Here is a 25,132-nt window from a genome sequence, read left to right as displayed (position 1 = left end):
GCGCTTTAACGATCGGTCTAGTCAGGCGACCCTTTCGTGCAATCGGCGAGCGCGCGGGCGGTTGCCGGCCCCAATAATCAAGGAGATATCTGATGATCAGGACAACACTGGTGACCGCCGCGTTTCTGGCGACCCTGTCGACCGCGGCATCCGGCGGCGTACTGCTAACATTGTCGGAAACCGAGACCACCCAAGGCTATGCCGGCGTGAACCTCGTCTTCGGCAGCGGCGGCGTGACACCCGAGGCCGTGCTGGGCGTCACCCACGGCACGACCGACACCTCGAACGATGTGACCGGGGCCAATGCCTCTGTCCACTTCGGGCTTGGCAACGGGTTCGGTTTGCGGGCGGTCAAGCTGACGGGTCTGTCGGGGGATGTCGACCAGTGGGGCGAACTGGGCCTGGGCTACAACTTCGGCAGCGGCTCCGTTTTCGGTGTCGGTGCTTTCGCGGACGAGAATTTGCGCGCCGGGGTCGATCTCGGATTTGACGGGTTTTTCCAGGGCTACGTCGGTCTGCAGTCCTTCGATGCGTTCGATCCGCGGGGCGAGGAACCAGAGAGCCTGCCACGTCGTGAACAACCTGAGTGAGGCGTCTCAAATTGCCCCGCGCCGGTTAACAAGCAGGCCATGGCTTTGGAACAAAGTGACTATTCTGACCGTGCCGCGATAGGGCACGGGTTGTCCATGTCCCGACGGCAGGCGCTGGCCGCCAGCGTCGCCTGGATCGTGACACCGGCGGCCGCCTGGTCACAAGCACCGGCCGGCCCCGATGCGGCCACGCTCGCCGCCTTCATCGACACGCTTTTGCCCGAGGACGCCGTCAGCCCCGCCGCCAGCACGCTCGGTGTCCCGGACGCGATCCTCGACTTCAGCGCGGACGTTACGGGGCTCGACGATCTGATTGCCGGCGGCACCGCCTGGTTAAACAAGACGGGCGGACCGGCCTTTGCACAGCTGTCGGAGCAGGACCGGACCCGGATCGTCACCTGGATGGCGCAGTCGGACCCTGCGGGCGGCGCGAACCGTTTCTACGAGGTCGTGCGCCTGCTTGCCGTCGAATTCTACTATGCCCGCCCCGAGGCGATCAGCGGGTTGCCCCTGAACACGGCACCGCAGCCGCGGGGCTATCCGCCGCCCTGGTCATGACCCCGGATGTGGTCATCATCGGATCGGGCGCCGGTGGGGCGGCCGCCGCATGGCGCTTGTGCCAGCACGGCTTGCGGGTGCGGCTGCTGGAAGCCGGACCGCGCTTTGACCCCGCGCGCGATTACAGCCTGACCCAGCCGGGGTGGGAGCGCCGTCAGTTCCCCGATCCGCCGGGCAGCCGTGCAGAGATCACCTATGGAGATCTTGGCCATCTGGACGACGACGACGCCGATCTTGCCTCCTGGAACGCGGTGACGGGGCGGCAGATCACCGGCACGCGCCGTGTGCCCCGGCCGGGGTATTCGCATGTTCTCGGGGTTGGTGGATCGACGCTGCACTATGTCGGCGAGGCGCACCGGATGCACCCCGAGAGCTTTGATCTGAAGGCGCGGACCGGGAGCGGGGCGGACTGGCCCCTCGATTACGCCACGCTTGAGCCCTTTTACACCGAGGTCGAGGATCTGATCGGCGTCGCCGGACCCGCGCAGGCAGATGCCCGCTGGCGCGACAAGCCCCACCCGCTTTCCCCGCACCCGCTCAGCCCGGCGGCGGCGGCGCTGTCGGCGGCAGGCGCCGAGGTGGGCATGACCTGGCAGGCAAACAGCCGTGCGGCCCTGTCCCGGCCTTATGATGGACGCCCGGCCTGCAATTATTGTGGCAACTGCAGCCGGGGCTGTCCCATCGGCGACAAGGGATCGGCGGACGTGACCTTTCTGCGGCACGCAGAGGCCACCGGCAATCTGGAGCTCACCACCGGGGCGGTCGTGACCGGGATCATCCCCGGTGGCAACGGCCGGATCGCGGCGGTCGACTACGTGCAGGACGGCGACCGGCACCGCATCGAGACGCCCGTCCTCGTTCTGGCAGGCGGCGCGGTTCAGACACCCCGGCTCCTGCTTGCGAGTGCGACGGCCGACCAGCCGGACGGCCTTGCCAATGGGTCCGGTGCGGTGGGGCGGCACTTCATGGAAACGCTGCTGTGGCGTAGCGCGGGTCTGGCCCCGGATGTGTCAATGTCGCATGCCGACCTGCCCGCGGACGCCATCTGTTGGGATTACAGCGCGCCTGATGGGGTTCCAGGTGCGATGGGCGGCCGTCGCTTCGGCTCGGACGTGCAGGAAAGTGGCCTGAACGGTCCGATTGCCTACGCCAGCCGCCTGATCCCGGGGTTCGGCGCGGCCTTCAAGCAACGCATGCGCGCGCAGTTCAGCACCGCGATTTCGGTGAGTGGCATTGGCGCCGTTGTTCCCGATGCGCGGAGCAAGGTCGACCTGCACCCCGGTCGAGCGGATGCGCATGGCCTCCCCCTGCCGCGAATCCACTCTGTGCTGACAAAGAACAGCATGACACTGCTTTGTTTCATGGCGGATCGCGCCCGTGCATTGCTTTCGGCGTCGGGTGTCGAGCACCCCTCCGAGGAAGGCGGCTCGTGGGACCGCTTCACTGCAACGCATGTTTTTGGGACGTGCCGAATGGGTAATGACGCGCGCACCTCGGTCGTGAATGCCCAGGGGCGCAGCCATGATCACGCGAATCTCTTCATCGCGGATGCGAGCGTCTTTCCGTCCACCGGGGGAGGCGAAGCCCCATCCCTGACGATCCAGGCCCTGGCGCTCCGCACCGCGGACGACATCGCCCGCGTGGCGAAGTAGTGCCGGACCGAGTGATGGACGGACGCGCCCCATGCCGCGACACCCGGTCATGGCAGACGGCCGCGGGCATGGGCCCTGCGCGACCGCGATCCGCGCCAACGGTGTTTTCAAGGCGAAAGTGTGAGATGGCGCACCCGACAGGGTTCGAACCTGTGACCTTCGGCTTCGGAGGCCGACGCTCTATCCAGCTGAGCTACGGGTGCCCATGATTCCGCAGCGCATCATAGCAGGCCTCAAGGCGCCTGCTCCGGCGACGGATATTTTTCGTTCTCACGCAGTGCTTGGTCCGTGCCACATGCCACCCGCGCAGGGCAGCACCTGTCCGCCCGGGCCAAGGCACCACTTGGACCCGATTACCGTGCCAGGATCGCCCGCGCAACCACTTTCGGCTGCGCCGTTTCGCCGGGCGGGTCTGTCAATCCAGCAGCTTGTGGCACAGCTCCAGCGCATCCACGAGCGAGTCGACCTCTTCGGTGGTGTTGTAGAGCCCGAAAGAGGCCCGGCAGGTCGCCGAAACGCCCAGATGATCCATCAGCGGACCGGTGCAGTGCTGACCGGCGCGCACCGCCACCCCCTTCTTGTCGAGGATGGTCGAGATGTCATGGGCATGCGCCGCGCCGTCCAGCGTGAACGAGAAGATCGCCGCCTTGGTGGTGGACTTTCCCTGCACGTTCAACCAGTTTAGCCCATCCAGCCTGTCGCGGGCATAGTCGCGCAGGTGGCGCTCATGGGTGGCGATCTCTTCCATCCCCAGGCCCATCATGTAGTCCAGCGCGGTGCCAAGCCCGATCATCTGCACGATCCCCGGCGTGCCCGCCTCGAACTTCATCGGCGGGTCGTTGTAGGTCACCGTGTCCTTGTGGACCTCGCGGATCATGTCGCCGCCGCCCATGAAAGGCTGCATCTCGGCCATGCGGTCGTGATGGACATAGAGCGCGCCCGACCCGCTTGGCCCATAGAGCTTGTGGCCCGTGATGGCGTAGAAGTCGCAGCCGATCTCCTCGATGTTCACCGGCATGTGCACCGCGGCCTGCGAGCCGTCCACCAACACCGGCACACCCTTGGCGCGCGCCCCGTCGCAGATGGATTTGACGTCGACAACCGTGCCCAGCACGTTGGACAGATGCGTCACCGCGATCAGCCTGGTGCGGTCGGTCACGGCGGCAAGCACCTTTTCGGGATCGAGGTCACCGTTGGCGTCCACATCCACCCAGACCAGGTTCACGCCCAGTTTCTCGCGCAGGAAATGCCAGGGCACGATATTGGCATGGTGTTCCATGACCGACAGGACAATCTCGTCGCCGGCTTCCATCCGCGGCATGGCCCAGCCCTGGGCCACGGTGTTGATGCCCTCGGTGGTGCCCGAATTCATGATGATCTGGCGTTCGTCCGTCACGCCGAGGAACCGCGCAATGGTGCCGCGCACGCCTTCGTATTTCTCGGTCGCCAGGTTGGACAGATAGTGCAAGCCCCGGTGAACGTTGGAGTATTCCTCGGCATAGGCGCGGGTGATCGTGTCGATCACCGCTTGCGGTTTTTGCGCACTGGCGCCGTTGTCGAGATAGACCAGCGGCTTGCCGTTCACCTCGCGCGACAGGATCGGGAAATCGGCCCGGACCGTTGCGACGTCGTAACTCATTGAGGACCTCCGCTTGCGCCAATCCCGGTCGCGCCCAGAAACAGCACCAGCGCGAAGGAGATGGCAAGGAAAGACAGGGCGATCACCCCGGCGGCACGGCCGAGGCTGTCGAACCCGTGGGCGAGCGAGACGAAATGCGCCATGGCCCGCAGCGATATGACCCATCCCGCGATCAGCAAAAGCGTTGCCAGAAAGGGGACCAGCAGCAGCATGACCACCTGCACGATCTGCACCAGCACGGTGAACAGATGCAGCCAGGCCATCAGGGCCAACATCAGCGTGAAATCCCCCTGCCCGCCCATCATGGCGCCGATGCGCCACAGCGCGACCGTCAGAAGTGCGGCGCTGGCGGTGGAGATCAGCCCCCACAGGATCGGCGACATCCGCGGCGCGGTCACGGTTTCGCCCGACTCAAGGATCACCGGCTGGACCGGCATGATCAGGTCCGACAATCCGGTCAGCAGGGCCGAGGCGACCCCGGCCAGGACAAGCACCATCCAGCCTACCTCGGGCGGCAGGTGGAGGTCGCGCAGGCGTGTGCCAGCTTCGGACGGCGCGGTGATTGTCTGGCGCACGAGCGCCTTGAGATCGGCATCAGTGATCAAGGTCGTGTTTCCCCTTGGAGGCCTCGACGAGGCCGGATATCCAGAACGACAGCAGCACCAGCAGCCACAGACCGCCGACCATCTGCGTGGCCGGGGCCGAGGCCCCGTTCAACCCCACGAGCAGCCCGTAGAACAGCGCCAGCGGCGTCGCCGCCAGCCAGGCCCAGAACAGCGCCACCCGGGCGCCGTACCCGTCCGGCCCCGCGCCAAACCTACGGTCGTTAGATTGCCAGTTGAACAGGTAAGCTGCCAACCACGCAACGACATAGGCTGCACCCCGGCCCAGGAAAGCCAGAAGATAGAACAGCAGCGGCGCCACCATCATCAGCCCGAAAAAGGCATAGGCGGCGTCGCGGGTAAAGTCACCCTCTGCCAGCACCGCCTCGCGTTGCAGCGCGGGCAGGCGCGAGACGAAAACGATCAGGCAGCCCGCCATCAGCCACATGATCGCGCGGTCCTCGCGCGGGCCCATGGCCAGAAGGCCCCGCACGACACGGCGGGGCCCTCGGTAGGTGCGGACAATGTCGCGGCTGACCGGCATCAGGTGGCGCGCCGCTCCAGCCAGCCGCTCAGGCGGTCCACCATTTCTTCGGCGATGCTGTCGTCTTCGATCTCTTCCAGCGCCTCGGCCAGGAAGGCCAGCACAAGAAGGTCTGTCGCCTCGGCCTCGGGCACCCCGCGCGAGCGCAGGTAGAACAGCGCCGTCTCGTCGATCGCCCCCGAGGTGGACCCATGCGAACAGGCCACGTCGTCGGCGTAGATCTCCAGCTCGGGCTTGGCGAGGAACTGGCTGTCGTCGTCCAGCAGCAGTGACTGGCTGATCTGATAGCCATCGGTCTTTTGTGCGCCGTCCTTGACCAGGATCTTGCCCTGGAAGACGCCCGTTGCGCCGTTGCGCAGCACCTTCTTGAAGACCTGGCGGCTTTCGCAGTTCACCGCGTCATGGGTGACGAAAACCGTGTCGTCCTGGTGGAAGTCTTGGCCGTCGCCAACGCTGGCTCCGGCCACATGGGCCACGGCATCGTCGCCGGTCAGGGTGATGACGCATTCATTGCGTGTCATCACGCCGTTCACCGTCATGGTGAAGGACTTGAAGGTGCTTTCCGTCCCGAGCCGGGCAAAGGTTCCGGTCACGGCACGGCGCTCGTGGTCGCGGCCCTGGGCGCGCACATGGTGCAGGCGGCCACGGTCGGCGATATCCGCCTCTAGCACCTGGTTGACCCGCGCCGCGCCGGGGCCGGTTTCCAGAAGGGTCATCTCGGCCCCCTCCTCCACGCGGATGACATGGTGCAGGATGGCGTCCGAACCTTCGTCCTCGTGCAAGTAGGTCAGGCAGACCGGCTTGGCCGGGGTGCCCGTCACCCGGATCACCACGCCGTCGGTGGCATATGCGGTGTTGAGCGCCGCCAGCGGGCGTGGCACCGGGGACTGTCCCGCCTCTTCCAGCGCGCCGTAGATGTCGCGCGCCCAGTGGATGTCCTTGTCCAGGGCGGGGCCCAGGCGCTCGATCGCGATCCCCTCCAGCGACAGCGCGTCCGAGGCGGCCTCGTCCAGCACGCCGTCGCGGAACACCAGGTGCACCCTGTCACGCTCGTGAAAAAGCTCCGGCTCGCCAGCGGTGAAAAGCGCCGCACCCGGCGCCTCTGGCTGCACCAGGGTATCGGGGCGGGTGAACTTCCAGTATTCGTCGCGCGGATGCGGCAGGCCCATGTCGCGGACCCGCGCCACCGCGGCGGCCCGTGTCTCGGCCGCCCAACCGGCACCGGCGGGCAGGGTCATGGCCGCCAGCCGCTCCTCGGTGGTGTCGCGCTTGAACTGCGCGAGTTTCTCCTTGGCGATCGCGGGCATCAGGCCACCTCCGCCATGATGTCGGTATAGCCGTTCTTCTCGACCTCGAGCGCCAGTTCCGGCCCGCCGGTCTTGACGATCCTGCCGTCGGCCATGATGTGCACCACGTCCGGAACGATATGGTCGAGCAGGCGCTGGTAGTGGGTGATCACGAGGAAGCCGCGCCCCTCTTGCCGCAGGGCGTTCACCCCGTCGGAAACCAGCTTCATGGCGTCCACGTCCAGCCCCGAGTCGGTCTCGTCGAGGATGCACATCTTCGGCTCCAGCACGGCCATCTGCAGGATCTCGTTGCGCTTCTTCTCGCCGCCCGAGAAGCCCACGTTGACCGGACGCTTGAGCATGTCGGCGTCGATCTTCAGATCCTTGGCCTTGGCCCGGATCAGCTTGAGGAAATCGGCGGCGCTCATCTCGTCTTCGCCCTTGGCCTTGCGCTGTGCGTTCAGCGCCGTGCGCAGGAAGGTCATGTTACCCACGCCGGGAATCTCGACCGGGTACTGGAAGGCCAGGAAGATGCCGAGGGCGGCGCGTTCCTCGGGCTCCAGCGCCAGCACGTCCTCGTCCTCTAGATGGACGGTGCCGTCGGTCACCTCATAGCCCTCGCGCCCCGAGAGGACATAGGACAGGGTCGACTTGCCCGAGCCGTTCGGCCCCATGATGGCATGGACCTTGCCGGCCTCGACCTCGAGATCGACCCCCTTGAGGATCTGCTTGTCCTCTTTTTCAAGCTTGACGTGCAGGTTCTTGATATTCAGCATTTTTTCCTTTCCGGCGCCGCGCTGCGCGCCCGTGTCAGATGTTGCGATGGGGCGCGGGCCGGGCGGCGCCGCGCCGTTTTCAGTCCTGTGCCGGGTCCAGGGCCGTGCCCGCGGCACCGACCATCAGGTTCTTCTTCCGGTGGGGATGATCATGCCTTGTCCTGTCGAAATCGTTGCGCAGCCCGGCGGGGCGTCACCCCACCGAGCCCTCCAGCGAGATCGCCACGAGTTGCTGTGCCTCCATGGCGAACTCCATGGGCAGGGCCTGCAGCACGTCCTTGGCGAAGCCGTTGACGATCAGCGCGACGGCCTCTTCCTCGCCGATGCCGCGGCTGCGGGCATAGAACATCTGATCCTCGTCGATCTTGCTGGTCGTGGCCTCGTGTTCCACCCGCGAGGAGTTGTTCTTCACCTCGATATAGGGAACCGTATGCGCCCCGCAGCTGTCCCCGATCAGCAAGCTGTCGCACTGGGTGAAGTTGCGGCTGTTCTTGGCCTTGGGGTGCATCGATACCAGCCCGCGATAGGTGTTCTGGGCGTGGCCCGCGCTAATCCCCTTGGAAACGATGCGCGACTTGGTGTTCTTGCCCAGGTGCACCATCTTGGTACCGGTGTCGGCCTGCTGCCAGTTGTTGGTGATGGCGATCGAGTAGAACTCGCCCTGGCTGTCGTCGCCACGCAGGATGCAGGAGGGATACTTCCAGGTGACCGAAGAGCCGGTCTCGACCTGGGTCCACATGCACTTGGCCCGGTCGCCGCGGCAATCGGCCCGCTTGGTGACGAAGTTGTAGATGCCGCCCTTGCCGTTCTCGTCACCGGGGAACCAGTTCTGGACGGTGGAATACTTCACCTCGGCGTCTTCCTCGACGATGATCTCCACGACAGCGGCGTGCAGCTGGCTTTCGTCGCGCTGGGGCGCAGTGCAGCCCTCAAGGTACGACACGAAGCTGCCCTTGTCGGCGATGATCAACGTGCGCTCGAACTGGCCGGTGTTCTCGGCGTTGATCCGGAAATAGGTCGACAGCTCCATCGGGCAGCGCACACCCGGCGGCACGTAGACGAAAGAACCATCCGAGAAGACCGCCGAGTTCAGCGTGGCATAGAAGTTGTCCGAGACCGGCACGACCGATCCGAGGTATTTCTTGACCAGCTCGGGGTGGTCCTTGATCGCCTCGGAGATGGAGCAGAAGATCACGCCGGCCTTCTTGAGCTCTTCCTGGAAGGTCGTTCCGACGGACACCGAATCAAAGACCGCGTCCACGGCCACCTTGCGGCCCTCTGCCGGGGCATCCTCCGCGCCTTCGACGCCCGCCAGAACCATTTGTTCCTTCAGCGGGATGCCCAGCTTTTCATAGGTGGCCAGCAACTTTGGGTCGACATCGTCCAGCGACTTGGGCTTCTCGGCCATGCTCTTGGGGCGGGCATAGTAATACTGTTCCTGGAAGTCGATCTGCGGATAGTCGATCATGGCCCACTCGGGCTCTTCCTTCTCCAGCCAGCGATCATAGGCCGCCAGCCGCCACTCGGTCATCCAGGCCGGTTCCTCGTTGCGCTCGGAGATCAGCTTGACAATATCGCGGGTCAGCCCCTTGGGGGCATAGTCCATCTCGATATCGGTTTCCCAGCCGTATTTGTACTTGCCCAACGACTTGACCGCATCCACGGTCTCCTGATCGACGCCGTCCTTGACGTCCACGTCCAGATTGTCCATCGCGGTCATTCCCTAGTCCTTTCGTTGCGCACCCTATGCAGCGCGGGCGCGGTGTTTCCTCATCTTCTCGGCGTGGACATCCGCAAAGCGCAGGACATCCTCCCGTGTCGTCTCGGGCCCCAGCGAGACCCGGGTCGCACAGCCCGCCGCCTCGGCCTCGAAACCCAGCGCGCGCAGCACCCGGCTTTCCTTGACCTTGCCGCTGGAACAGGCCGATCCGGCACTGATCGCGAACCCGGCAAGGTCCATGGTCATGACCTGCGTCTCGCCCTTCCAGCCGGGCGTGATGAAGCAGCTCGTGTTGGGCAGGCGCTGCGCCCCTTTCCCGACGAAAATAGTCTCCTTTCCAGAGGCCTCAAGAGCATTTTCTAGAATATTTCTAAATTCCGCGATCTCCTCCCAACGCCCCGCGGCCAGCTCGGCCACGGCCGCGGTGATCGCCGCCCCCATGCCCGCGATGCCGGGCAGGTTCTCGGTGCCCGACCGGCGCCCCATCTCCTGCCCACCGCCGCGGATGCGCGCGGCCAGGTCACTGCCCTGCGGCAGCACCAGCGCGCCCACGCCCTTGGGCCCGCCGAACTTGTGCGCCGACAGAATCGCCATCTGTGCGCCAGCCCAGTCATGGGCGTATGGAAGCCGCCCCACCGCCTGGGTCACATCCGTCACCGCAAGGCCGGGCGGCAGGGCCTGCACCACGCCGGTCTCGGAATTGGCCAGTTGCAGCGCCGTGCCGCCCGGATCGGCAACGCGCACATGGCCCTGCCCGTCCACCGGCAGAACCGGGTCGATCCAGGACCAGACCGCGTCATGTTCGGTATCCGCGCCCGCCAGGTCCCGCCCCGCCAGCGCCAGTGCCGCCGCCTCGCTCGCCCCCGAGGTGAAGACGATGTCGGCCTGCATCGCGCCCAGGGCCTCGGCCACCTGCGCCCGCGCCTTCTCAAGCAGCGCCTTGGCCGCACGCCCCTCGGCATGAACGCTCGAGGGGTTGCCCACCACGTCAAAGGCCTCGGCCATGGCAGCCCGCGCCTCGGGGCGCAGGGGCGCCGTCGCGTTATGGTCCAGGTAAACGCGGGCCATCATGCACCCGCTTCTTCTGGCCGGACATATCCAGGGGTCGCCCGTGTCGCGCCATTGGTCCGACAGACAATGGCAACGGGCAGAGCGCCAATCAAACCCAAAGACCGTGCGCAGCACTCAATTTGGCAACAGCCTCTCATTCGTCCACCATCTGAAACAGCGAGGGCACCGCCGGACAGGGGGCAAGCGAATTGCCCACCACGTCGGACAGGCGCGTCTGGTGGAGAAAGACATAGACATGCGCCGACATCCCCTCCCACAGGCGATTGGTCAGCGATTGCGCGCGAGACCCTGACAGCCCCCCCGAGGCCCCCGCCCCGGTGTGCATGGCGTCCACGGTCTCGTCCACCGCCGCCAGCACCTCGACCACGCGGATCTCTGAGGCGGGCCGGGCCAGGCTGTAGCCACCCCCAGGGCCGCGCACGCTTTCTACCAGATCCGCCCGGCGCAGCTTGACGAATAGCTGCTCCAGGTATGGCAGCGATATGTTCTGCCGTTTCGACAGCTCCCCCAGCGAGGTCAGCGCACCCTGGGGCTGCAGCGCGATATCGACCAGCGCCACCATCGCGTATCGCCCCTTTGTGCTGAGTTTCATGGTCTTTCCCCGCTTGGCGACGCGCCGGTCAGTTGACGAAGGCGCGGCGGCCCATTAATCGGTCATGGCCGGTGCGCTCGCATCGGTTTAGAATACTTCTAAGGTGGCCGTGCGTTTCCGTCAAGAAAGCCGTGCCCCGGACATGAACGGACCGCAATGCCCGAAGTCATCTTCCCCGGACCCGAAGGACGTCTCGAAGGCCGCTATCACCCCAGCCGGGACCGGGACGCGCCGATTGCCATCGTCCTGCACCCGCATCCGCAGTTCGGCGGCACCATGAACAACCGGGTGGTCTACAACCTGCACTATGCCTTTCACAATCTCGGCTTCAACGTGCTGCGCTTCAACTTCCGCGGCGTCGGCCGCAGCCAGGGCGAGTATGACCAGGGCGTGGGCGAGCTGGCCGATGCCACCTCGGCGCTGGATTACCTGCAGGGCATGAACCAGAACGCCAAGCATTGCTGGGTGGCCGGGTTCTCCTTCGGGGCCTGGATCGGGATGCAGCTGCTCATGCGCCGCCCCGAGATCAGCGGATTCGTCTCGGTCAGCCCGCCGGCGAACATGTACGACTTTTCCTTCTTGGCGCCCTGCCCCTCGTCGGGGCTGGTGATCAACGGCGCGGCCGACCGCGTCGCCCCGCCCGCCGACACCACCGCGCTGGTGGGCAAGCTGCACGAGCAGAAGGGCATCACCGTCACCCATGAGGAGGTTCCCGGTGCAGGGCACTTCTTCGAGGACGCGCACATGGAGACGATGATCGAAACCGTCTCGGGCTACGTCTCGCACCGGCTCACCGAAAGCACGCGCTGATGCCTGACATGGTCGACGACCTGGCCGCCAAGCTGGCCGAGGACGTGATCGAGGTTCAGGATGCCACCGGCGAAGACCGCCTCTTCGTCGAGGTGGCCGAGGTGATCGGCGCCGCCTCGCAGACGCTGGAAGAGACCTTCCTGACCCAGGTCCGCATCCGCATGGCCGAACGCAAGGCCCGCGCCTTTCTCAAGGACCGGCTGCAACAGATCGAAGCCGAGCTGAAGGCGCGCAAGGGCGACTAGACGGGGCGCGCGCCGAAACTGGTATACTGTCGCATACCATCTTCCCTCGGGGGCGTATTTCCGCTAAAGGGCAGGCAACCCGTGCCGCGCTCTGGCGTGTGCGGCTCATCCCGAGTGAAGCGAAAAGGCGATCCCATGTCCAACCCCGAGACCAACCCCGATATCATCTACACCAAGGTCGACGAGGCCCCCGAACTGGCCAGCGCCTCGCTGCTGCCGATCATCCAGCGCTTCGCCAAGGCCGCCGGCATCCGCATCGGCACCAGGGACATTTCGCTCGCGGGCCGCATCGTGGCCACCTTCTCGGATGAACTGGCCGCCGACCAGCGCCTGCCCGACGACCTTGCCGCGCTGGGCGAACTGGTCAAGCAGCCCCATGCCAATGTCATCAAGCTGCCCAATATCTCGGCCTCCGAGCCGCAGCTGGTCGCCGCCGTCAAGGAGTTGCAGGACAAGGGCTTTGCCCTGCCCGACTATCCCTACGACCCCAAGACCGAGGCCGAAAAGGCCGTGCGCGCCAAATACGACACGATCAAGGGGTCGGCCGTGAACCCGGTGCTGCGCGAAGGCAATTCCGACCGCCGCGCCGCCGGGGCCGTCAAGAAATACGCCCAAGACAACCCGCACCGCATGGGCGACTGGGAGGCCGCCAGCAAGACGCGCGTGGCCTCGATGCAGGGCGGCGATTTCTTCTCGAACGAGGTCTCGGCCACGCTCGACACGACCGCGACCGCCAGGATCGTACTGGAAACAGCCCAGGGCGAGACCGTGCTGAAGGAGGGTGTCTCTTATCCCGCGGGCACCGTCGTCGATGCCACCTACATGAGCGCCGCCGCCCTCGACGCCTTCCTGGCCGAGGAAATCGAGAAGACCAAAGCCGAGGGCACGCTTTTCTCGCTGCACATGAAGGCCACCATGATGAAGGTGTCCGACCCGATCATCTTCGGCCACGCGGTGCGGCAGTTCCTGGCGCCCGTCTTTGACAAGCACGGCGACGCGATGACAGCGGCGGGTGTTGACCCCAACGCCGGGCTGGGCGCGCTGCTCGACCGCGTCTCCGACAAGCCCGAAATCCTGGCCGAGGTCGAGCGGGTCATGGCCGAGCGCCCGCCCATGTACATGGTCGATTCGGGCAAAGGTATCACCAACCTGCACGTGCCCAGCGACGTGATCATCGACGCCTCGATGCCCGCGCTGATCAAGGCCGGCGGCAAGGGCTGGGGGCCGGACGACGCCCAGCACGACACCACCTGTGTGATCCCCGACAGCTCCTATGCGCCGGTCTATGACGAGACGATCAAGTTCTTCAAGGAGAACGGCAAGCTGGACCCGGCCACCGCCGGCACGGTTCAGAACCTCGGGCTGATGGCCCAGAAGGCCGAGGAATACGGCAGCCACCCCACAACCTTCGAGATCCCGCAGGCCGGCACGATCAAGATGGTGCTTGACGATGGCACCGTGCTGCACCGGCATCAGGTACAGGCGGGCGACATCTGGCGTTCGGCCAGTGCACGCAAGGCGCCGATCGAGGACTGGGTCAAGCTGGCCATCGACCGGCAGCGCGCGACCGGCTACCGCGCGATCTTCTGGCTGGACGCCACCCGCGCCCATGATGCCCAGTTGATCCAATACGTGAAGCCAATCCTGCAAGCCGCCGGCGTGGAAGACAAATTCGAAATCATGGCCCCGCGTGAGGCGACCCGCGCCTCGCTTGAGACCATTACCAAGGGCGAGAACACCATCGCCATCACAGGCAACGTGCTGCGCGATTACCTGACCGACCTGTTCCCGATCCTGGAACTGGCGACCAGCGCCAAGATGCTGTCCATCGTCAAGCTGATGAATGGCGGCGGGTTGTTCGAGACGGGCGCGGGCGGCTCGGCGCCCAAGCACGTCCAGCAGCTGCACGAGGAAAACCACCTGCGCTGGGACTCCCTGGGCGAATTCTGCGCCCTGGGCGAAAGCTTCAAGTTCCTCGCCGATCAGAGCGGCAACGCCAAGGCCCGCGTGCTGGGCGAGGCGGTCGAGGTGGCGACCCAGGGCGTGCTCGACCATGACCGCAGCCCCAGCCGCAAGGTGGGCAGACCCGACAACCGCGACAGCCACTACTGGTTCGCGCGCTACTGGGCCGAGGCGCTGGCCGACCAGGCCGACGACGCCGAACTGGCCGCCGCCTTCGCGCCGCTCGCCCGGGCGCTGGCCGAGGACGAGGCGCAGATCACCGGCGAACTGGCCGCGGCCCAGGGCAGCCCCGCCGATACGGGCGGCTACTACCGCAACGATGACGCAAAGCTGGCGCAGGTGATGCGCCCGAGCGCGGCGCTCAACGCCGTCATCGGCTGAGCCTACACTGCTTGAGGCGCGGCCCCTGCGGCCGCGCCTCCGCCCAGCCCCACACCCATGCAGGAGAGTCCCATGTCGAAGATCAAGGTAGAGAACCCCATCGTCGAGATGGACGGCGACGAGATGACACGCATCATCTGGCACTTCATCAAGGACAAGCTGATCCTGCCCTATCTCGACATCGACCTGCTCTACTACGATCTCGGGCTTGAAGAGCGCGACCGCACCGAGGACCAGATCACCATCGACGCCGCCGAGAAGACCAAGGAGGTCGGCGCGGCGGTCAAATGCGCAACGATCACGCCCGACGAGGCCCGGGTCGAGGAATTCGGCCTGAAAAAGATGTGGCGCAGCCCCAATGGCACCATTCGCAACATCCTGGGCGGCGTGGTCTTCCGCGCGCCCATCATCTGCCGCAACGTGCCGCGGCTCGTGCCCGGCTGGACGCGGCCCATCGTGATCGGGCGCCATGCCTTCGGCGACCAGTATCGCGCCACCGATATGAAGTTTCCCGGCCCCGGCAAGCTGTCGATGAAATTCGTCGGCGCGGACGGCACGGTGATCGAGGAAGAGGTCTATGACGCCCCGTCCTCGGGCGTGTTCATGGGCATGTACAACCTCGATGACTCGATCCGCGACTTTGCCCGCGCCTCGATGAACTATGCGCTGAACATGGACTGGCCGCTGTATCTCTCGACCAAGAACACGATCCTCAAACAGTATGACGGGCAGTTCCTGCAAATCTTTCAGGAGACCTTCGACGCCGAGTTCAAGGACAGGTTCGACGCGGCCGGCATCTGGTACGAACACCGGCTGATCGACGACATGGTCGCCTGTGCCATGAAGTGGAACGGCGGCTTCGTCTGGGCCTGCAAGAACTACGACGGCGACGTGCAATCCGACACCGTGGCGCAGGGCTTCGGCTCATTGGGCCTGATGACAAGCCAGCTGATGACGCCCGATGGCAAGATCGTCGAGGCCGAGGCGGCGCATGGCACGGTCACCCGCCACTACCGCCAGCACCAGAAGGGCGAGGCGACCTCGACCAACTCCATCGCCTCGATCTTCGCCTGGACGGGCGGGCTCAAGCACCGGGCCAAGCTCGACGACAACGCCGCCCTCAAGACCTTTGCCGAGACCCTCGAAAAGGTCGTCGTCTCCACCGTGGAAAGCGGCGACATGACCAAGGACCTCGCGCTGCTGGTCGGCCCCGACCAGCGCTGGCTGACGACCGAAGGCTTTCTTGAAAAGGTCGACACGAACCTGAACAAGGCGCTGGGGGGCTGATCGCCACCCCCTTGGGCCTGGGGCCGCCACGCCGGAGTGGCCCTTTTCACTTTGACACCAAACGCCCCTTGGCCTAGCGCGTCCCCATGGCGCAGGACGTCCCCACCACCCGGCATTCCCCGCTGGAGGATGCGCAGGCCTTCGGTCTTGGAACGGCCATGTGCGCCCTCGGCATCACCATGCTGACGCACCTTGGGCTGATCACCGGCCAGACGGCCGGGCTAGCGGTGCTGCTGTCCTATGTCACCGGCTGGTCCTTCGGGCCGATCTTTTTTGTGCTGAATCTGCCGTTCTACTGGCTGGGCTGGGTGCGGCTGGGCCGGGTCTTCGTGGTCAAAAGCCTGATCTGCGTCACCCTGCTCTCGGTCATGGCCGAAGCCTTCCCCGCCCTGATCCGGTTCGACCGGCTCGACCCGGTGCTGGGCGCGCTGCTGATCGGCGGCGTCACCGGGCTGGGCCTGATCGCGATCTTCCGCCACGGCGCCTCGCTCGGCGGCGTCGGCGTGCTGGGGCTGGTGATCCAGGACCGGACCGGGTTCCGGGCGGGCTATGTCCAGCTGATGTTCGACGTGACGCTCTTTGTCGTCGCCCTCACCGTCATGCCGCCGCGGCTGGTGCTCTTCTCGCTGGCCGGTGCCGTGGTCGCCAACCTCATCATCGCCACCAACCACCGCCATGATCGCTACACGGGACGCTGACCGGATGCCCTCACACTACCTCTACCTCATGCTTGCCGTCGCCGCCGAGACCATCGGAACCTCGGCCCTTCAGGCCAGCGCGCAGTTCACCCGGCTGTGGCCCTCGGTCCTCGTCGTGGTGGCCTATGCGATTAGTTTCTACCTGCTCTCGCTCACATTGAAATACATGCCCGTGGGCATCATGTATGCCATGTGGTCGGGTCTGGGCATTTTCTTCATCGCGCTGATCGGCTGGCTGGTCTTCCGCCAGACGCTGGACCTGCCGGCGGTCATCGGCATCACGCTGATCCTGACCGGGATCGCGATCATCCAACTCTTCTCGGCGACGACGTCCCACTAGGGCCCAGGTTCGGGCCTTTGCTGAGCTGCTTCGCCGGTTACGGACCGGATCGAACGCGACACGCGCGGGCCATGTCCGCATATGAACCCGCATGGCGGCGAACGCGGCAGACGATTGGCACCGTATTATCTCGATCCGGTGACCATCGCGCGGATCCGGGACCATGACATCGCCCGGGGGCGGGGTCGCGCCGCGTTTGCGAGGCGGGATCGCCGTTTGGCTTGACGGGTCTCTTGCCAGGTCGTCGAGCTGCCGTAAGTCTTGTCCCCGCTGTCTTGATCGTGTCCGACCGGTCTCAGCCCATCATCGCGTCGGCCCCCAGGGCGAAAGAGGCCAGCAGCGACAGCGTCAGGATCACCGAGGCCGCGCCCAGCACCAGACCGATCGTGGTGACAAGGCCGTCACGTTCGACCACGCCGACCCCGATGATGAAGAGCGAAACCGCCGGAAACCAACCGCTGAAGGGCACCGGCAGGAACAGCGCGAAGGCGACCACGAACAGCAGGAGGCCAAGCGGCCGCTGGTTGCGGCGCGCGAATATCAGCGTGTAGCGCGACACCAGCACTCGTTCGAGCCGACGGGTCACCGGGCGCAACCGCAGCACGGCGCGGCGCAGTTTGTACGGATCAAGGGGCTTGCGCGCCAGCATGCGCGGCAACCGGACGTAGCGAAAGCCCACCAGCATCTGTCCGGTGATGACCAGCAACGGCAGCGCCGTGATGAGCGATGACCCCGGTGGCAGGGGCAGGAAGGTCAGCAGCGAAAAGACCACGATGGCCCAGCCGAAGGAAGCCTCGCCCAGCGCGGCCAGGAGGGTGCCAACGGTCAGCGTCCCGGCGTCGTGCTGGCTGCGGGAGATGCGCAGGATCGGCAGCGACAGGGAGGGTCTGCGTCGTTTTTCGTCCTCGGGCCGCATCTGGTCCTTTCCGGTAGCCTGCCCCCGGATATCTGCTTTCGCGCGCGGAATTACAATCACATCCCGGCCCCGGCGCAACGGGAAAGCGTTCCTCGGCGCCGCCGTGCCATCTGTCCGCGAGCCGCGGGTGGCACCGGCCGACGGATCAGGATGCGCCCCGCGCGTCATCGGGTCAGCCGCGCTCGTCCTTCGAGGTGCCCATGACCATGTGACTGGTGATGGCCCGGACATGGGGCACGGTGCCCAGATGGTCGGTGTGAAAGGCCTTGTACGCGGCCAGGTCCGCCGTTTCGACCCGCAACAGGTATTCGAAGGCCCCGGCGATGTTGTGGCACTCACGCACCTCGGGGGCGCTGGCCATGGCCTCCTCGAACCCCTCCTGCGCGGCCTTGGAATGCTCGGACAAGCCGACGGTGACATAGACGACGAAGCCGCGCCCGGTCTGGGCCGGGTCCAGCCGGGCACGATAGCCGCGGATCACGCCGCGCCGTTCAAGCGCCTGCACCCGGCGCAGGCAGGCCGAGGGCGACAGGCCCACCCGCGCGGCCAAGTCGAGATTCGACATGCGCCCATCCGTCGAAAGGGCCCGCAATATCCTGCGGTTGTTATCGTCAAGATCAGTCATGCGTTGTTCATCTTGGCAAAAAACTCACATGAATGAAATTTCATTCTGCGGGATACAGCGCATCTTGTGCGCCATGACCCTCGAGCTGTTCACCGCCTTCGTCACCTTTGCCGTCGTCGCCTCGATCACGCCGGGGCCGAACAACCTGATGCTCATGGCCTCGGGGGCGAATTTCGGCTGGCGGCGGACCGTGCCGCACCTGCTGGGGGTCAGCCTGGGCCACGGCTTCATGGTGCTGGTGCTGGGCCTTGGCCTGGCGCGGGTGTTCGAGGCCTACCCGCAGGCCAGGACGCTTCTGACCCTGCCCTGCGCCGCCTACCTTCTGGTGCTGGCCTGGAAGATCGCCCATGCCGCCCCGCCGGAGCGGGCCAAGGCCGGGGGCCGCCCGCTGACCTTCCTGCAGGCGGCGGCCTTCCAGTGGGTCAATCCCAAGGCGATCTACATGGGGCTAACCGCCCAGACCACCTATGCCCCGCCCGACGGCGGCTGGACCGGCGCGGTGCTGGTGGCGGCGATCTTCATCGCCTCGAACATCCTCTGCGTGAACACCTGGATCTTGGGCGGTACTCAGGTGCGCCGCTGGTTGTCGAACCCGGCGCGGCTGCGGCTGTTCAACTGGACCATGGCCGCGCTGCTGGTCCTGACGCTGGTGCCGATCCTGGCCGATCTGTTCAGCCGCGGGTGACCGCCTAAAACGGCACGCCATCCGCCTGCCCTGCGGCGACGACGAACTTGCCGACCAGGCGCTTGGCCCCGGCCTTGTCAAACTCGATCAACAACTTGTCGCCCTCGATCTCCATGACCTCGCCATAGCCGAACTTCTGGTGAAAGACGCGGTCGCCAACGCTGAAGGCGGGCACCGCCTGCGCGTCGATCACCAGGCCGCGGGCCTCGGCGGGTTGGGACACGGGCCGTCGGTCGCGGCGGGCCTGCATGCGCCGCCAGCCGGGCGACTCATAGGCATCGGCATTGGCCGCCCGGTCGGGCAGGTCGGACTGCGGCAGGTCCATGCCCCCGCCCGTGCTGCCGTAGAGCCCCGGCGGGTTGAGCACCTCGACGTGATCCTCGGGCAGTTCGTCGATGAACCGGCTGGGCATCTGGCTTTGCCACTGACCATAGACCCGGCGGTTGCCGACAAACGAAATGGTGCAGACCTCCTCGGCGCGGGTGATGCCGACGTAGGCCAGGCGGCGTTCCTCCTCCAGGCCCTTGAGGCCGCTTTCGTCCATGGAGCGTTGCGAGGGGAACAACCCATCCTCCCAACCCGGCAGGAAGACCGCGGGAAACTCCAGCCCCTTGGCGCCGTGCAGGGTCATGATGGTGACCTTCTCCTCGGTCTCTTGGCTTTCGTTGTCCATGATCAGGCTGACGTGTTCGAGGAACCCTTGCAGGTTCTCGAACTGCTCCAGCGCCTCGACCAGTTCCTTGAGGTTTTCCAGCCGACCCGGGGCCTCAGGCGTGCGGTCGTTCTGCCACATGGCCGTGTAGCCCGATTCATCGAGGATCACCTGCGCCAGCTCGACATGGCTGTCGGTCTCCGCGCGCAGCTGGCGGTGCCAGCGGTCCAGCCCCTGAACCAGCCCGGCCAGCGCACCGCCGCCCTTGCCCTTGATCATCTGCCCCTGCACGCAGTGCCGCGCGCCCTCGACCAGGCTGACGCCATTGTCGCGCGCAGTGCGCTGGATGGTCTGCACCGCCTTGTCGCCAAGGCCGCGCTTGGGCGTGTTGACGATCCGTTCGAAGGCCAGGTCGTCGTCGAGGGATACGGCCAGGCGGAAATAGGCCATGGCATCGCGAATCTCTTGGCGTTCGTAGAACCGCGGCCCGCCGATCACGCGATATGGCAAGCCGATGGTCAGGAATCGGTCCTCGAAGGCGCGCATCTGGTGGCTGGCGCGCACGAGGATGGCCATGGAATCAAGGCCCATAGGGGCACGCCCGCGCGTACCGCGCTGCATCGCCTCGATCTCGTCCCCGATCCAGCGGGCCTCTTCCTCGCCATCCCAATGGCCGATCAGGCGGACCTTCTCGCCCTCGCCCGCGGCGGTGAAAAGTTCCTTGCCCAGCCGCCCCTTGTTGGCCGCGATCACGCCGCTGGCCGCGCCCAGGATATGCCCGGTCGAGCGATAGTTCTGTTCCAGCCGCACCACCGTAGCGCCGGGAAAATCAGCTTCGAATTTCAGGATGTTGCCCACTTCGGCCCCGCGCCAGCCATAGATCGACTGGTCGTCGTCGCCCACACAGCAGACATTCCTGTGCCCCTGCGCCAGCAGACGCAGCCAGAGATACTGCGCGACGTTGGTGTCCTGGTATTCGTCGACCAGGATGTACTTGAACCAGCGCTGGTACTGCGCCAGCACGTCCGGGTGATCCTGAAAGATCGTGACCATGTGCAACAGCAGGTCGCCGAAATCGACAGCGTTCAACTCCTTCAGGCGGCGCTGGTAGGCGGCATAGAGCGGCACGCCGCGCCCGTCGTAGGCGGCGGTTTCGGCCACCGGCACGGTCTCGGGTGTCCAGGCCTTGTTCTTCCAGCCGTCGATGATGCCGGCCAGCATACGCGGTGGCCAGCGCTTGTCGTCGATGTTCTCGGCCGCGACCAGTTGCTTGAGCAGGCGTTTCTGGTCGTCGCTGTCGAGGATGGTGAAGTTGGATTTCAGCCCCACCAGTTCGGCGTGGCGGCGCAGCAGCTTGACGCAGATCGCGTGGAAGGTGCCCAGCCAGGGCATTCCCTCGATCGTCTCGCCCATCAGCGCGCCGATGCGGCTTTTCATCTCGCGCGCGGCCTTGTTGGTGAAGGTCACCGAGAGGATTTCATTGGGCCGCGCCTTGCCGGTGGTCAGCAGATGCGCGATGCGGCAGGTCAGCGCCTTGGTCTTGCCGGTGCCCGCCCCCGCCAGCATCAGCACGGGGCCGTCCAGCGCCTCGACCGCTTCACGCTGGGCGGGGTTGAGGCCCTCAAGGTAGGGGGCGGCGGGCCGCGCCATGGCGCGCTGGCTCAGCGGCACGGCGGCCTCGAAGGCGTCATCGTCGGAAAAACTGCTCATGCGCGGCAACCTAACGCGACTCGCCAAGAGGGGGAAGGACCGTTCCCCAATTGTTCCTGAACTTGATCTTCCCGCGACGTTATCGCTAACGGCTACCCAGTTCTCCGCTGTTTACACCCGTCTCGAAATCTTCATAGATTGCTGCAACTGCAAACAGGGGAGCCTGACCCGTGGCCGATTTCCAGAAGATCCTTGTCGCCAACCGCGGCGAGATTGCCATCCGCATCATGCGGGCCGCCAACGAGATGGGCAAGCGCACCGTCGCCGTCTACGCCGAAGAGGACAAGCTGAGCCTGCACCGCTTCAAGGCGGACGAGGCTTACCGCGTGGGCGAGGGGCTGGGCCCGGTGCAGGCCTATCTGTCCATCGAGGAAATCCTGCGCGTGGCCAAGGCCAGCGGCGCCGACGCAATCCATCCCGGCTATGGCCTGCTGTCGGAGAACCCCGATTTCGTGGATGCCTGCGCCGAGGCGGGGATCACCTTCATTGGCCCGCGCGCCGAGACCATGCGCGCCCTGGGCGACAAGGCCAGCGCGCGGCGCGTGGCCATCGAGGCCGGCGTGCCGGTCGTGCCCGCCTCTGATGTGCTGGGCGATGACATGGACGCGACCCGCAAGGCCGCCGCCGAGATCGGTTTTCCGATCATGCTCAAGGCCAGCTGGGGTGGCGGCGGCCGCGGGATGCGCGCGATCAATTCCGAGGACGAGTTGGAGGAAAAGGTGCTGGAGGGCCGCCGCGAGGCCGAGGCCGCCTTCGGCAACGGCGCGGGCTATCTGGAAAAGATGATCACCCGCGCCCGCCACGTCGAAGTGCAGATTCTCGGCGACAAGGACGGCGAGATCTACCACCTGTGGGAACGGGACTGTTCGGTGCAGCGCCGCAATCAGAAGGTCGTGGAACGCGCCCCCGCCCCCTACCTGACAGACGCCCAGCGCGAGGATCTGTGCAACCTGGGTCGCAAGGTCTGCGCCCATGTGAATTACGAATGCGCCGGCACGGTCGAGTTCCTGATGGATATGGAAACCGGCCAGTTCTACTTCATCGAGGTGAACCCCCGCGTGCAGGTGGAACACACCGTCACCGAAGAGGTCACGGGCATCGACATCGTCCGCGCCCAGATCATGATCGCCGAGGGCAAGAGCCTGGTCGAGGCCACCGGCACCGCCACCCAGTATGACGTTAAACTGGACGGTCACGCCCTGCAATGCCGGGTCACGACCGAGGACCCGGCCAACAACTTCATCCCCGATTACGGCCGCATCACCGCCTATCGCGGGGCCACGGGCATGGGCATCCGGCTGGACGGCGGCACCGCCTATTCCGGGGCCGTCATCACCCGATACTATGACAGCCTGTTGGAGAAGGTCACGGCCTGGGCCCCCACCCCCGAGGCCGCCATCGCCCGGATGGACCGCGCCCTGCGCGAGTTCCGCATCCGCGGCGTCAGCACGAACCTCGATTTCGTCATCAACCTGCTGCGCCACCCGACGTTCCTGAACAACGAATACTCGACCCGCTTCATCGACGAGACCGAGGAACTGTTCGATTTCAAGCCGCGCCGGGACCGGGCGACCAAGCTGCTGACCTATATCGCGGACATCACCGTGAACGGGCACCCCGAAACCGCCGGCCGCCCGACGCCGGGGCCGGCGGCGATCACACCGAAACCGCCCGTGCGGTCGGCCGATACGGTGCCTGACGGGACACGCCAGATCCTCGACCGCAACGGCCCCGCGGCGCTGGCGAAATGGGTGCAGGACCAGCCGCAGCTGCTGATCACCGACACCACCATGCGCGACGGGCACCAGTCGCTGCTGGCAACCCGGATGCGGTCCATCGACATGATCAACGCGGCCCCCAGCTATGCCGCCAAGATGCCGGGTTTGTTCTCGGTGGAATGCTGGGGCGGGGCGACGTTCGATGTGGCCTATCGCTTCTTGCAGGAATGCCCCTGGCAACGGCTGCGCGACATCCGCGCCAAGATGCCCAACATCCTGACGCAGATGCTGCTGCGTGCCTCGAATGGCGTGGGTTACACCAACTATCCCGACAACGTGGTGCAGGAATTCGTCCGCCAGGCCGCCGAAACGGGCGTCGATGTCTTCCGCGTCTTCGACAGCCTCAACTGGGTCGAGAACATGCGCGTGGCCATGGACGCGGTGCAGGACACGGGCAAGATCTGCGAGGGCACGATCTGCTATACCGGCGATATCCTCGACCCCGACCGCGCCAAGTACGACCTGAAATACTATGTCGGCATGGCCAAGGACCTGGAACAGGCCGGGGCGCACATGCTGGGCCTCAAGGACATGGCCGGGCTGCTCAAGGCCTCGTCAGCCGGGGCTCTGATCCGGGCCCTGAAAGACGAGATCAGCATCCCGATCCATTTCCACACCCATGACACCAGCGGCGCGGCCATCGCCACGGTGCTGGCGGCCTCGGATGCGGGCGTGGACATCATCGACGCAGCGATGGACAGTTTCTCGGGCAATACCTCGCAGCCCACCCTGGGTTCGGTCGTCGAGGCGCTGCGCCATACCGACCGCGAGACCGGCCTGGATATCGCCGCCATCCGCGAGATTTCCAACTACTGGGAAACCGTGCGGGCGCATTACGCCGCCTTTGAATCCGGCCTGCAGGCCCCGGCCTCGGAGGTCTACCTGCACGAGATGCCCGGCGGGCAGTTCACCAACCTCAAGGCGCAGGCGCGCAGCCTCGGGTTGGAGGAACGCTGGCACGAGGTGGCGCAGGCCTATGCGGATGTGAACATGATGTTCGGCGATATCGTGAAGGTCACGCCGTCATCGAAGGTGGTCGGCGACATGGCGCTGATGATGGTCAGCCAGGGCCTGACCCGCGCGCAGGTCGAGGACCCCGCGGTGGATGTCTCGTTCCCCGACAGCGTGATCGACATGATGCGCGGCAACCTGGGCCAGCCCCCGGGCGGTTTCCCCGAAGCCATCGTGCGCAAGGTGCTCAAGGAGGACAAACCCAACCTGGAGCGCCCCGGCAAGTACCTGACGCCGGTGGACCTGGAGGCGGTGCGCAAGGAGGCCAGCGAAAAGCTGGGCGGCATCGAGATCGACGACGAGGATCTCAACGGATACCTGATGTATCCCAAGGTCTTCACCGATTACGCCACCCGGCACGAGACCTACGGCCCGGTGCGCTGCCTGCCAACCTCGACCTTCTTCTACGGCATGGACCAGGGCCACGAGATCAGCGCCGAGATCGACCCCGGCAAGACGCTGGAAATCCGCCTTCAGGCCATCGGCGAGACCGACGAGAACGGCGACATGAAGGTCTTCTTCGAGCTCAACGGCCAGCCCCGCACGATCCGGGTGCCCAACCGCCGGGTCAAGGGCGACAACCAGCAGCGCCCCAAGGCCGAGGCCGGCAACCCCGCCCATCTGGGCGCGCCCATGCCCGGCGTGGTGGCCAGCGTCGTCGTCCAGGCCGGCCAAAAGGTCCGCGAGGGCGACATGCTGCTGACCATCGAGGCGATGAAAATGGAAACCGGCCTGCACGCCGAACGCGACGGGGTCATCAAGGCTGTCCATGTCCAGCCCGGCGGCCAGATCGACGCCAAGGATCTACTGATCGAGTTCGAGTGAGGCGACAGCCGGCCGCGCAGCACCGCGGCCAGCCATCCCGCGCGCCTTGGGCAGCCGTCGCCTGACGGCGGCAACGCGCCTGTTTCAAAGGTGATTTCCGCTGTGTCAGCGGATTTCCCCGCAGCCTCGGCTATTCACCGCTCAGGGGACATCTGTCTGCCGGTCTCCCCCTTTTTG

General features: G+C 65.8%; 22 protein-coding genes and 1 tRNA gene. 11 read left to right on the top strand and 12 right to left on the bottom strand.

Annotated elements, in window-relative coordinates:
* Positions 1–92 precede the first annotated feature (92 nt).
* From ACH107_RS02830 to ACH107_RS02820, 3 genes are all read left to right on the top strand, one after another.
* Positions 93–590 carry a hypothetical protein gene (locus ACH107_RS02830; RefSeq protein ID WP_412504560.1) on the top strand — a complete coding sequence of 166 codons (498 nt, stop codon included), beginning with the start codon at positions 93–95 and terminating at the stop codon, positions 588–590.
* A gap of 96 nt (positions 591–686) precedes the next feature.
* Positions 687–1,148 (top strand): gluconate 2-dehydrogenase subunit 3 family protein, encoded by a 462-nt coding sequence (locus ACH107_RS02825; protein WP_310690202.1) that lies wholly within the window; start codon positions 687–689, stop codon positions 1,146–1,148.
* Complete coding sequence (locus ACH107_RS02820; RefSeq protein ID WP_412504559.1) at positions 1,145–2,800, top strand: GMC family oxidoreductase; 1,656 nt, start codon at positions 1,145–1,147, stop codon at positions 2,798–2,800. The genes ACH107_RS02825 and ACH107_RS02820 overlap by 4 nt, the downstream gene beginning before the upstream one ends.
* Before the next feature lie 126 nt (positions 2,801–2,926).
* Here the strand turns inward: ACH107_RS02820 and ACH107_RS02815 are convergent.
* The 9 genes from ACH107_RS02815 to ACH107_RS02775 all read right to left on the bottom strand — a co-directional run bounded on the left by ACH107_RS02815 (position 2,927) and on the right by ACH107_RS02775 (position 11,030).
* Positions 2,927–3,003 (bottom strand) — tRNA-Arg (locus ACH107_RS02815).
* Between the two features lie 212 nt (positions 3,004–3,215).
* Complete coding sequence (locus tag ACH107_RS02810; protein WP_412504558.1) at positions 3,216–4,439, bottom strand: cysteine desulfurase; 1,224 nt, start codon at positions 4,437–4,439, stop codon at positions 3,216–3,218.
* Positions 4,436–5,044 carry a Yip1 family protein gene (locus ACH107_RS02805; RefSeq protein WP_412504557.1) on the bottom strand — a complete coding sequence of 203 codons (609 nt, stop codon included), beginning with the start codon at positions 5,042–5,044 and terminating at the stop codon, positions 4,436–4,438. Before ACH107_RS02805 ends, ACH107_RS02810 begins: the two co-directional genes overlap by 4 nt.
* Complete coding sequence (locus tag ACH107_RS02800; RefSeq protein WP_412504556.1) at positions 5,034–5,585, bottom strand: hypothetical protein; 552 nt, start codon at positions 5,583–5,585, stop codon at positions 5,034–5,036. The genes ACH107_RS02805 and ACH107_RS02800 overlap by 11 nt, the downstream gene beginning before the upstream one ends.
* Entirely contained in the window at positions 5,585–6,892 is a 1,308-nt protein-coding gene (locus ACH107_RS02795) for a SufB/SufD family protein (RefSeq protein ID WP_412504555.1), read from the bottom strand. The genes ACH107_RS02800 and ACH107_RS02795 overlap by 1 nt, the downstream gene beginning before the upstream one ends.
* Positions 6,892–7,647 (bottom strand): Fe-S cluster assembly ATPase SufC, encoded by a 756-nt coding sequence (sufC, locus tag ACH107_RS02790; protein ID WP_412504554.1) that lies wholly within the window; start codon positions 7,645–7,647, stop codon positions 6,892–6,894. The genes ACH107_RS02795 and sufC overlap by 1 nt, the downstream gene beginning before the upstream one ends.
* Before the next feature lie 193 nt (positions 7,648–7,840).
* Positions 7,841–9,367: a Fe-S cluster assembly protein SufB gene (gene sufB / locus ACH107_RS02785; protein WP_412504553.1), complete on the bottom strand. Its 1,527-nt coding sequence runs from the start codon at positions 9,365–9,367 to the stop codon at positions 7,841–7,843.
* Between the two features lie 24 nt (positions 9,368–9,391).
* Positions 9,392–10,435, bottom strand: coding sequence for a cysteine desulfurase family protein (locus ACH107_RS02780; protein WP_412504581.1), 1,044 nt, complete (start codon positions 10,433–10,435; stop codon positions 9,392–9,394).
* A gap of 136 nt (positions 10,436–10,571) precedes the next feature.
* Complete coding sequence (locus ACH107_RS02775) at positions 10,572–11,030, bottom strand: Rrf2 family transcriptional regulator (RefSeq protein ID WP_310690210.1); 459 nt, start codon at positions 11,028–11,030, stop codon at positions 10,572–10,574.
* A gap of 156 nt (positions 11,031–11,186) precedes the next feature.
* Between ACH107_RS02775 and ACH107_RS02770 the strand changes: the two genes are divergently transcribed.
* The 6 genes from ACH107_RS02770 (at position 11,187) to ACH107_RS02745 (ending at position 16,753) form a co-directional block, all read left to right on the top strand.
* A complete protein-coding gene (locus ACH107_RS02770; protein WP_310690211.1) occupies positions 11,187–11,840 on the top strand; it encodes an alpha/beta hydrolase in 654 nt (217 codons plus the stop codon).
* Positions 11,840–12,085, top strand: coding sequence for a hypothetical protein (locus tag ACH107_RS02765; protein ID WP_412504552.1), 246 nt, complete (start codon positions 11,840–11,842; stop codon positions 12,083–12,085). The genes ACH107_RS02770 and ACH107_RS02765 overlap by 1 nt, the downstream gene beginning before the upstream one ends.
* 135 nt (positions 12,086–12,220) lie before the next feature.
* Positions 12,221–14,428, top strand: a complete 2,208-nt coding sequence (locus ACH107_RS02760; RefSeq protein WP_412504551.1) for an NADP-dependent isocitrate dehydrogenase — start codon at positions 12,221–12,223, stop codon at positions 14,426–14,428.
* Positions 14,429–14,500: 72 nt separating this feature from the next.
* Positions 14,501–15,715, top strand: coding sequence for an NADP-dependent isocitrate dehydrogenase (locus tag ACH107_RS02755; RefSeq protein WP_412504550.1), 1,215 nt, complete (start codon positions 14,501–14,503; stop codon positions 15,713–15,715).
* Between the two features lie 86 nt (positions 15,716–15,801).
* Positions 15,802–16,413 (top strand): YitT family protein, encoded by a 612-nt coding sequence (locus ACH107_RS02750; protein ID WP_310690215.1) that lies wholly within the window; start codon positions 15,802–15,804, stop codon positions 16,411–16,413.
* 28 nt (positions 16,414–16,441) lie between these two features.
* Positions 16,442–16,753, top strand: coding sequence for a DMT family transporter (locus ACH107_RS02745; protein WP_412504580.1), 312 nt, complete (start codon positions 16,442–16,444; stop codon positions 16,751–16,753).
* Between the two features lie 295 nt (positions 16,754–17,048).
* Here the strand turns inward: ACH107_RS02745 and ACH107_RS02740 are convergent, their stop codons facing one another.
* Together ACH107_RS02740 and ACH107_RS02735 are read right to left on the bottom strand one after the other, a co-directional pair.
* Positions 17,049–17,669 carry an exopolysaccharide biosynthesis protein gene (locus tag ACH107_RS02740; RefSeq protein WP_310690216.1) on the bottom strand — a complete coding sequence of 207 codons (621 nt, stop codon included), beginning with the start codon at positions 17,667–17,669 and terminating at the stop codon, positions 17,049–17,051.
* A gap of 172 nt (positions 17,670–17,841) precedes the next feature.
* Complete coding sequence (locus tag ACH107_RS02735; RefSeq protein ID WP_412504549.1) at positions 17,842–18,294, bottom strand: Lrp/AsnC family transcriptional regulator; 453 nt, start codon at positions 18,292–18,294, stop codon at positions 17,842–17,844.
* A gap of 28 nt (positions 18,295–18,322) precedes the next feature.
* Between ACH107_RS02735 and ACH107_RS02730 the strand changes: the two genes are divergently transcribed.
* Positions 18,323–18,979 (top strand): LysE family translocator, encoded by a 657-nt coding sequence (locus ACH107_RS02730; RefSeq protein WP_412504548.1) that lies wholly within the window; start codon positions 18,323–18,325, stop codon positions 18,977–18,979.
* A gap of 4 nt (positions 18,980–18,983) precedes the next feature.
* Here the strand turns inward: ACH107_RS02730 and ACH107_RS02725 are convergent, their stop codons facing one another.
* Positions 18,984–21,341 carry an ATP-dependent helicase gene (locus tag ACH107_RS02725; protein ID WP_412504547.1) on the bottom strand — a complete coding sequence of 786 codons (2,358 nt, stop codon included), beginning with the start codon at positions 21,339–21,341 and terminating at the stop codon, positions 18,984–18,986.
* 170 nt (positions 21,342–21,511) lie between these two features.
* On the opposite strand from ACH107_RS02725, the gene ACH107_RS02720 reads away from it, so the two are divergent.
* On the top strand, positions 21,512–24,955 hold the full coding sequence (locus tag ACH107_RS02720; RefSeq protein ID WP_412504546.1) for a pyruvate carboxylase: 3,444 nt from the start codon (positions 21,512–21,514) through the stop codon (positions 24,953–24,955).
* Positions 24,956–25,132: the final 177 nt, after the last annotated feature.

It is taken from the genome of Roseovarius halophilus (ex Wu et al. 2025), from assembly GCF_047086965.1.
This window is presented reverse-complemented; position numbering and strand designations above follow the sequence as displayed.

What these genes read in the sequence shown, in the direction of transcription:
- ACH107_RS02740 (WP_310690216.1), bottom strand. Translation starts at nt 17,669, where the DNA reads ATGCGGCCCGAGGACGAAAAACGACGCAGACCCTCCCTGTCGCTGCCG.
- ACH107_RS02770 (WP_310690211.1), top strand. Translation starts at nt 11,187, where the DNA reads ATGCCCGAAGTCATCTTCCCCGGACCCGAAGGACGTCTCGAAGGCCGC.
- ACH107_RS02810 (WP_412504558.1), bottom strand. Translation starts at nt 4,439, where the DNA reads ATGAGTTACGACGTCGCAACGGTCCGGGCCGATTTCCCGATCCTGTCG.
- ACH107_RS02765 (WP_412504552.1), top strand. Translation starts at nt 11,840, where the DNA reads ATGCCTGACATGGTCGACGACCTGGCCGCCAAGCTGGCCGAGGACGTG.
- ACH107_RS02800 (WP_412504556.1), bottom strand. Translation starts at nt 5,585, where the DNA reads ATGCCGGTCAGCCGCGACATTGTCCGCACCTACCGAGGGCCCCGCCGT.
- ACH107_RS02735 (WP_412504549.1), bottom strand. Translation starts at nt 18,294, where the DNA reads ATGACTGATCTTGACGATAACAACCGCAGGATATTGCGGGCCCTTTCG.
- ACH107_RS02745 (WP_412504580.1), top strand. Translation starts at nt 16,442, where the DNA reads ATGCTTGCCGTCGCCGCCGAGACCATCGGAACCTCGGCCCTTCAGGCC.
- sufC (WP_412504554.1), bottom strand. Translation starts at nt 7,647, where the DNA reads ATGCTGAATATCAAGAACCTGCACGTCAAGCTTGAAAAAGAGGACAAG.
- sufB (WP_412504553.1), bottom strand. Translation starts at nt 9,367, where the DNA reads ATGACCGCGATGGACAATCTGGACGTGGACGTCAAGGACGGCGTCGAT.
- ACH107_RS02750 (WP_310690215.1), top strand. Translation starts at nt 15,802, where the DNA reads ATGGCGCAGGACGTCCCCACCACCCGGCATTCCCCGCTGGAGGATGCG.
- ACH107_RS02825 (WP_310690202.1), top strand. Translation starts at nt 687, where the DNA reads ATGTCCCGACGGCAGGCGCTGGCCGCCAGCGTCGCCTGGATCGTGACA.
- ACH107_RS02730 (WP_412504548.1), top strand. Translation starts at nt 18,323, where the DNA reads ATGAATGAAATTTCATTCTGCGGGATACAGCGCATCTTGTGCGCCATG.
- ACH107_RS02775 (WP_310690210.1), bottom strand. Translation starts at nt 11,030, where the DNA reads ATGAAACTCAGCACAAAGGGGCGATACGCGATGGTGGCGCTGGTCGAT.
- ACH107_RS02820 (WP_412504559.1), top strand. Translation starts at nt 1,145, where the DNA reads ATGACCCCGGATGTGGTCATCATCGGATCGGGCGCCGGTGGGGCGGCC.
- ACH107_RS02725 (WP_412504547.1), bottom strand. Translation starts at nt 21,341, where the DNA reads ATGAGCAGTTTTTCCGACGATGACGCCTTCGAGGCCGCCGTGCCGCTG.
- ACH107_RS02795 (WP_412504555.1), bottom strand. Translation starts at nt 6,892, where the DNA reads ATGCCCGCGATCGCCAAGGAGAAACTCGCGCAGTTCAAGCGCGACACC.
- ACH107_RS02830 (WP_412504560.1), top strand. Translation starts at nt 93, where the DNA reads ATGATCAGGACAACACTGGTGACCGCCGCGTTTCTGGCGACCCTGTCG.
- ACH107_RS02780 (WP_412504581.1), bottom strand. Translation starts at nt 10,435, where the DNA reads ATGGCCCGCGTTTACCTGGACCATAACGCGACGGCGCCCCTGCGCCCC.
- ACH107_RS02760 (WP_412504551.1), top strand. Translation starts at nt 12,221, where the DNA reads ATGTCCAACCCCGAGACCAACCCCGATATCATCTACACCAAGGTCGAC.
- ACH107_RS02755 (WP_412504550.1), top strand. Translation starts at nt 14,501, where the DNA reads ATGTCGAAGATCAAGGTAGAGAACCCCATCGTCGAGATGGACGGCGAC.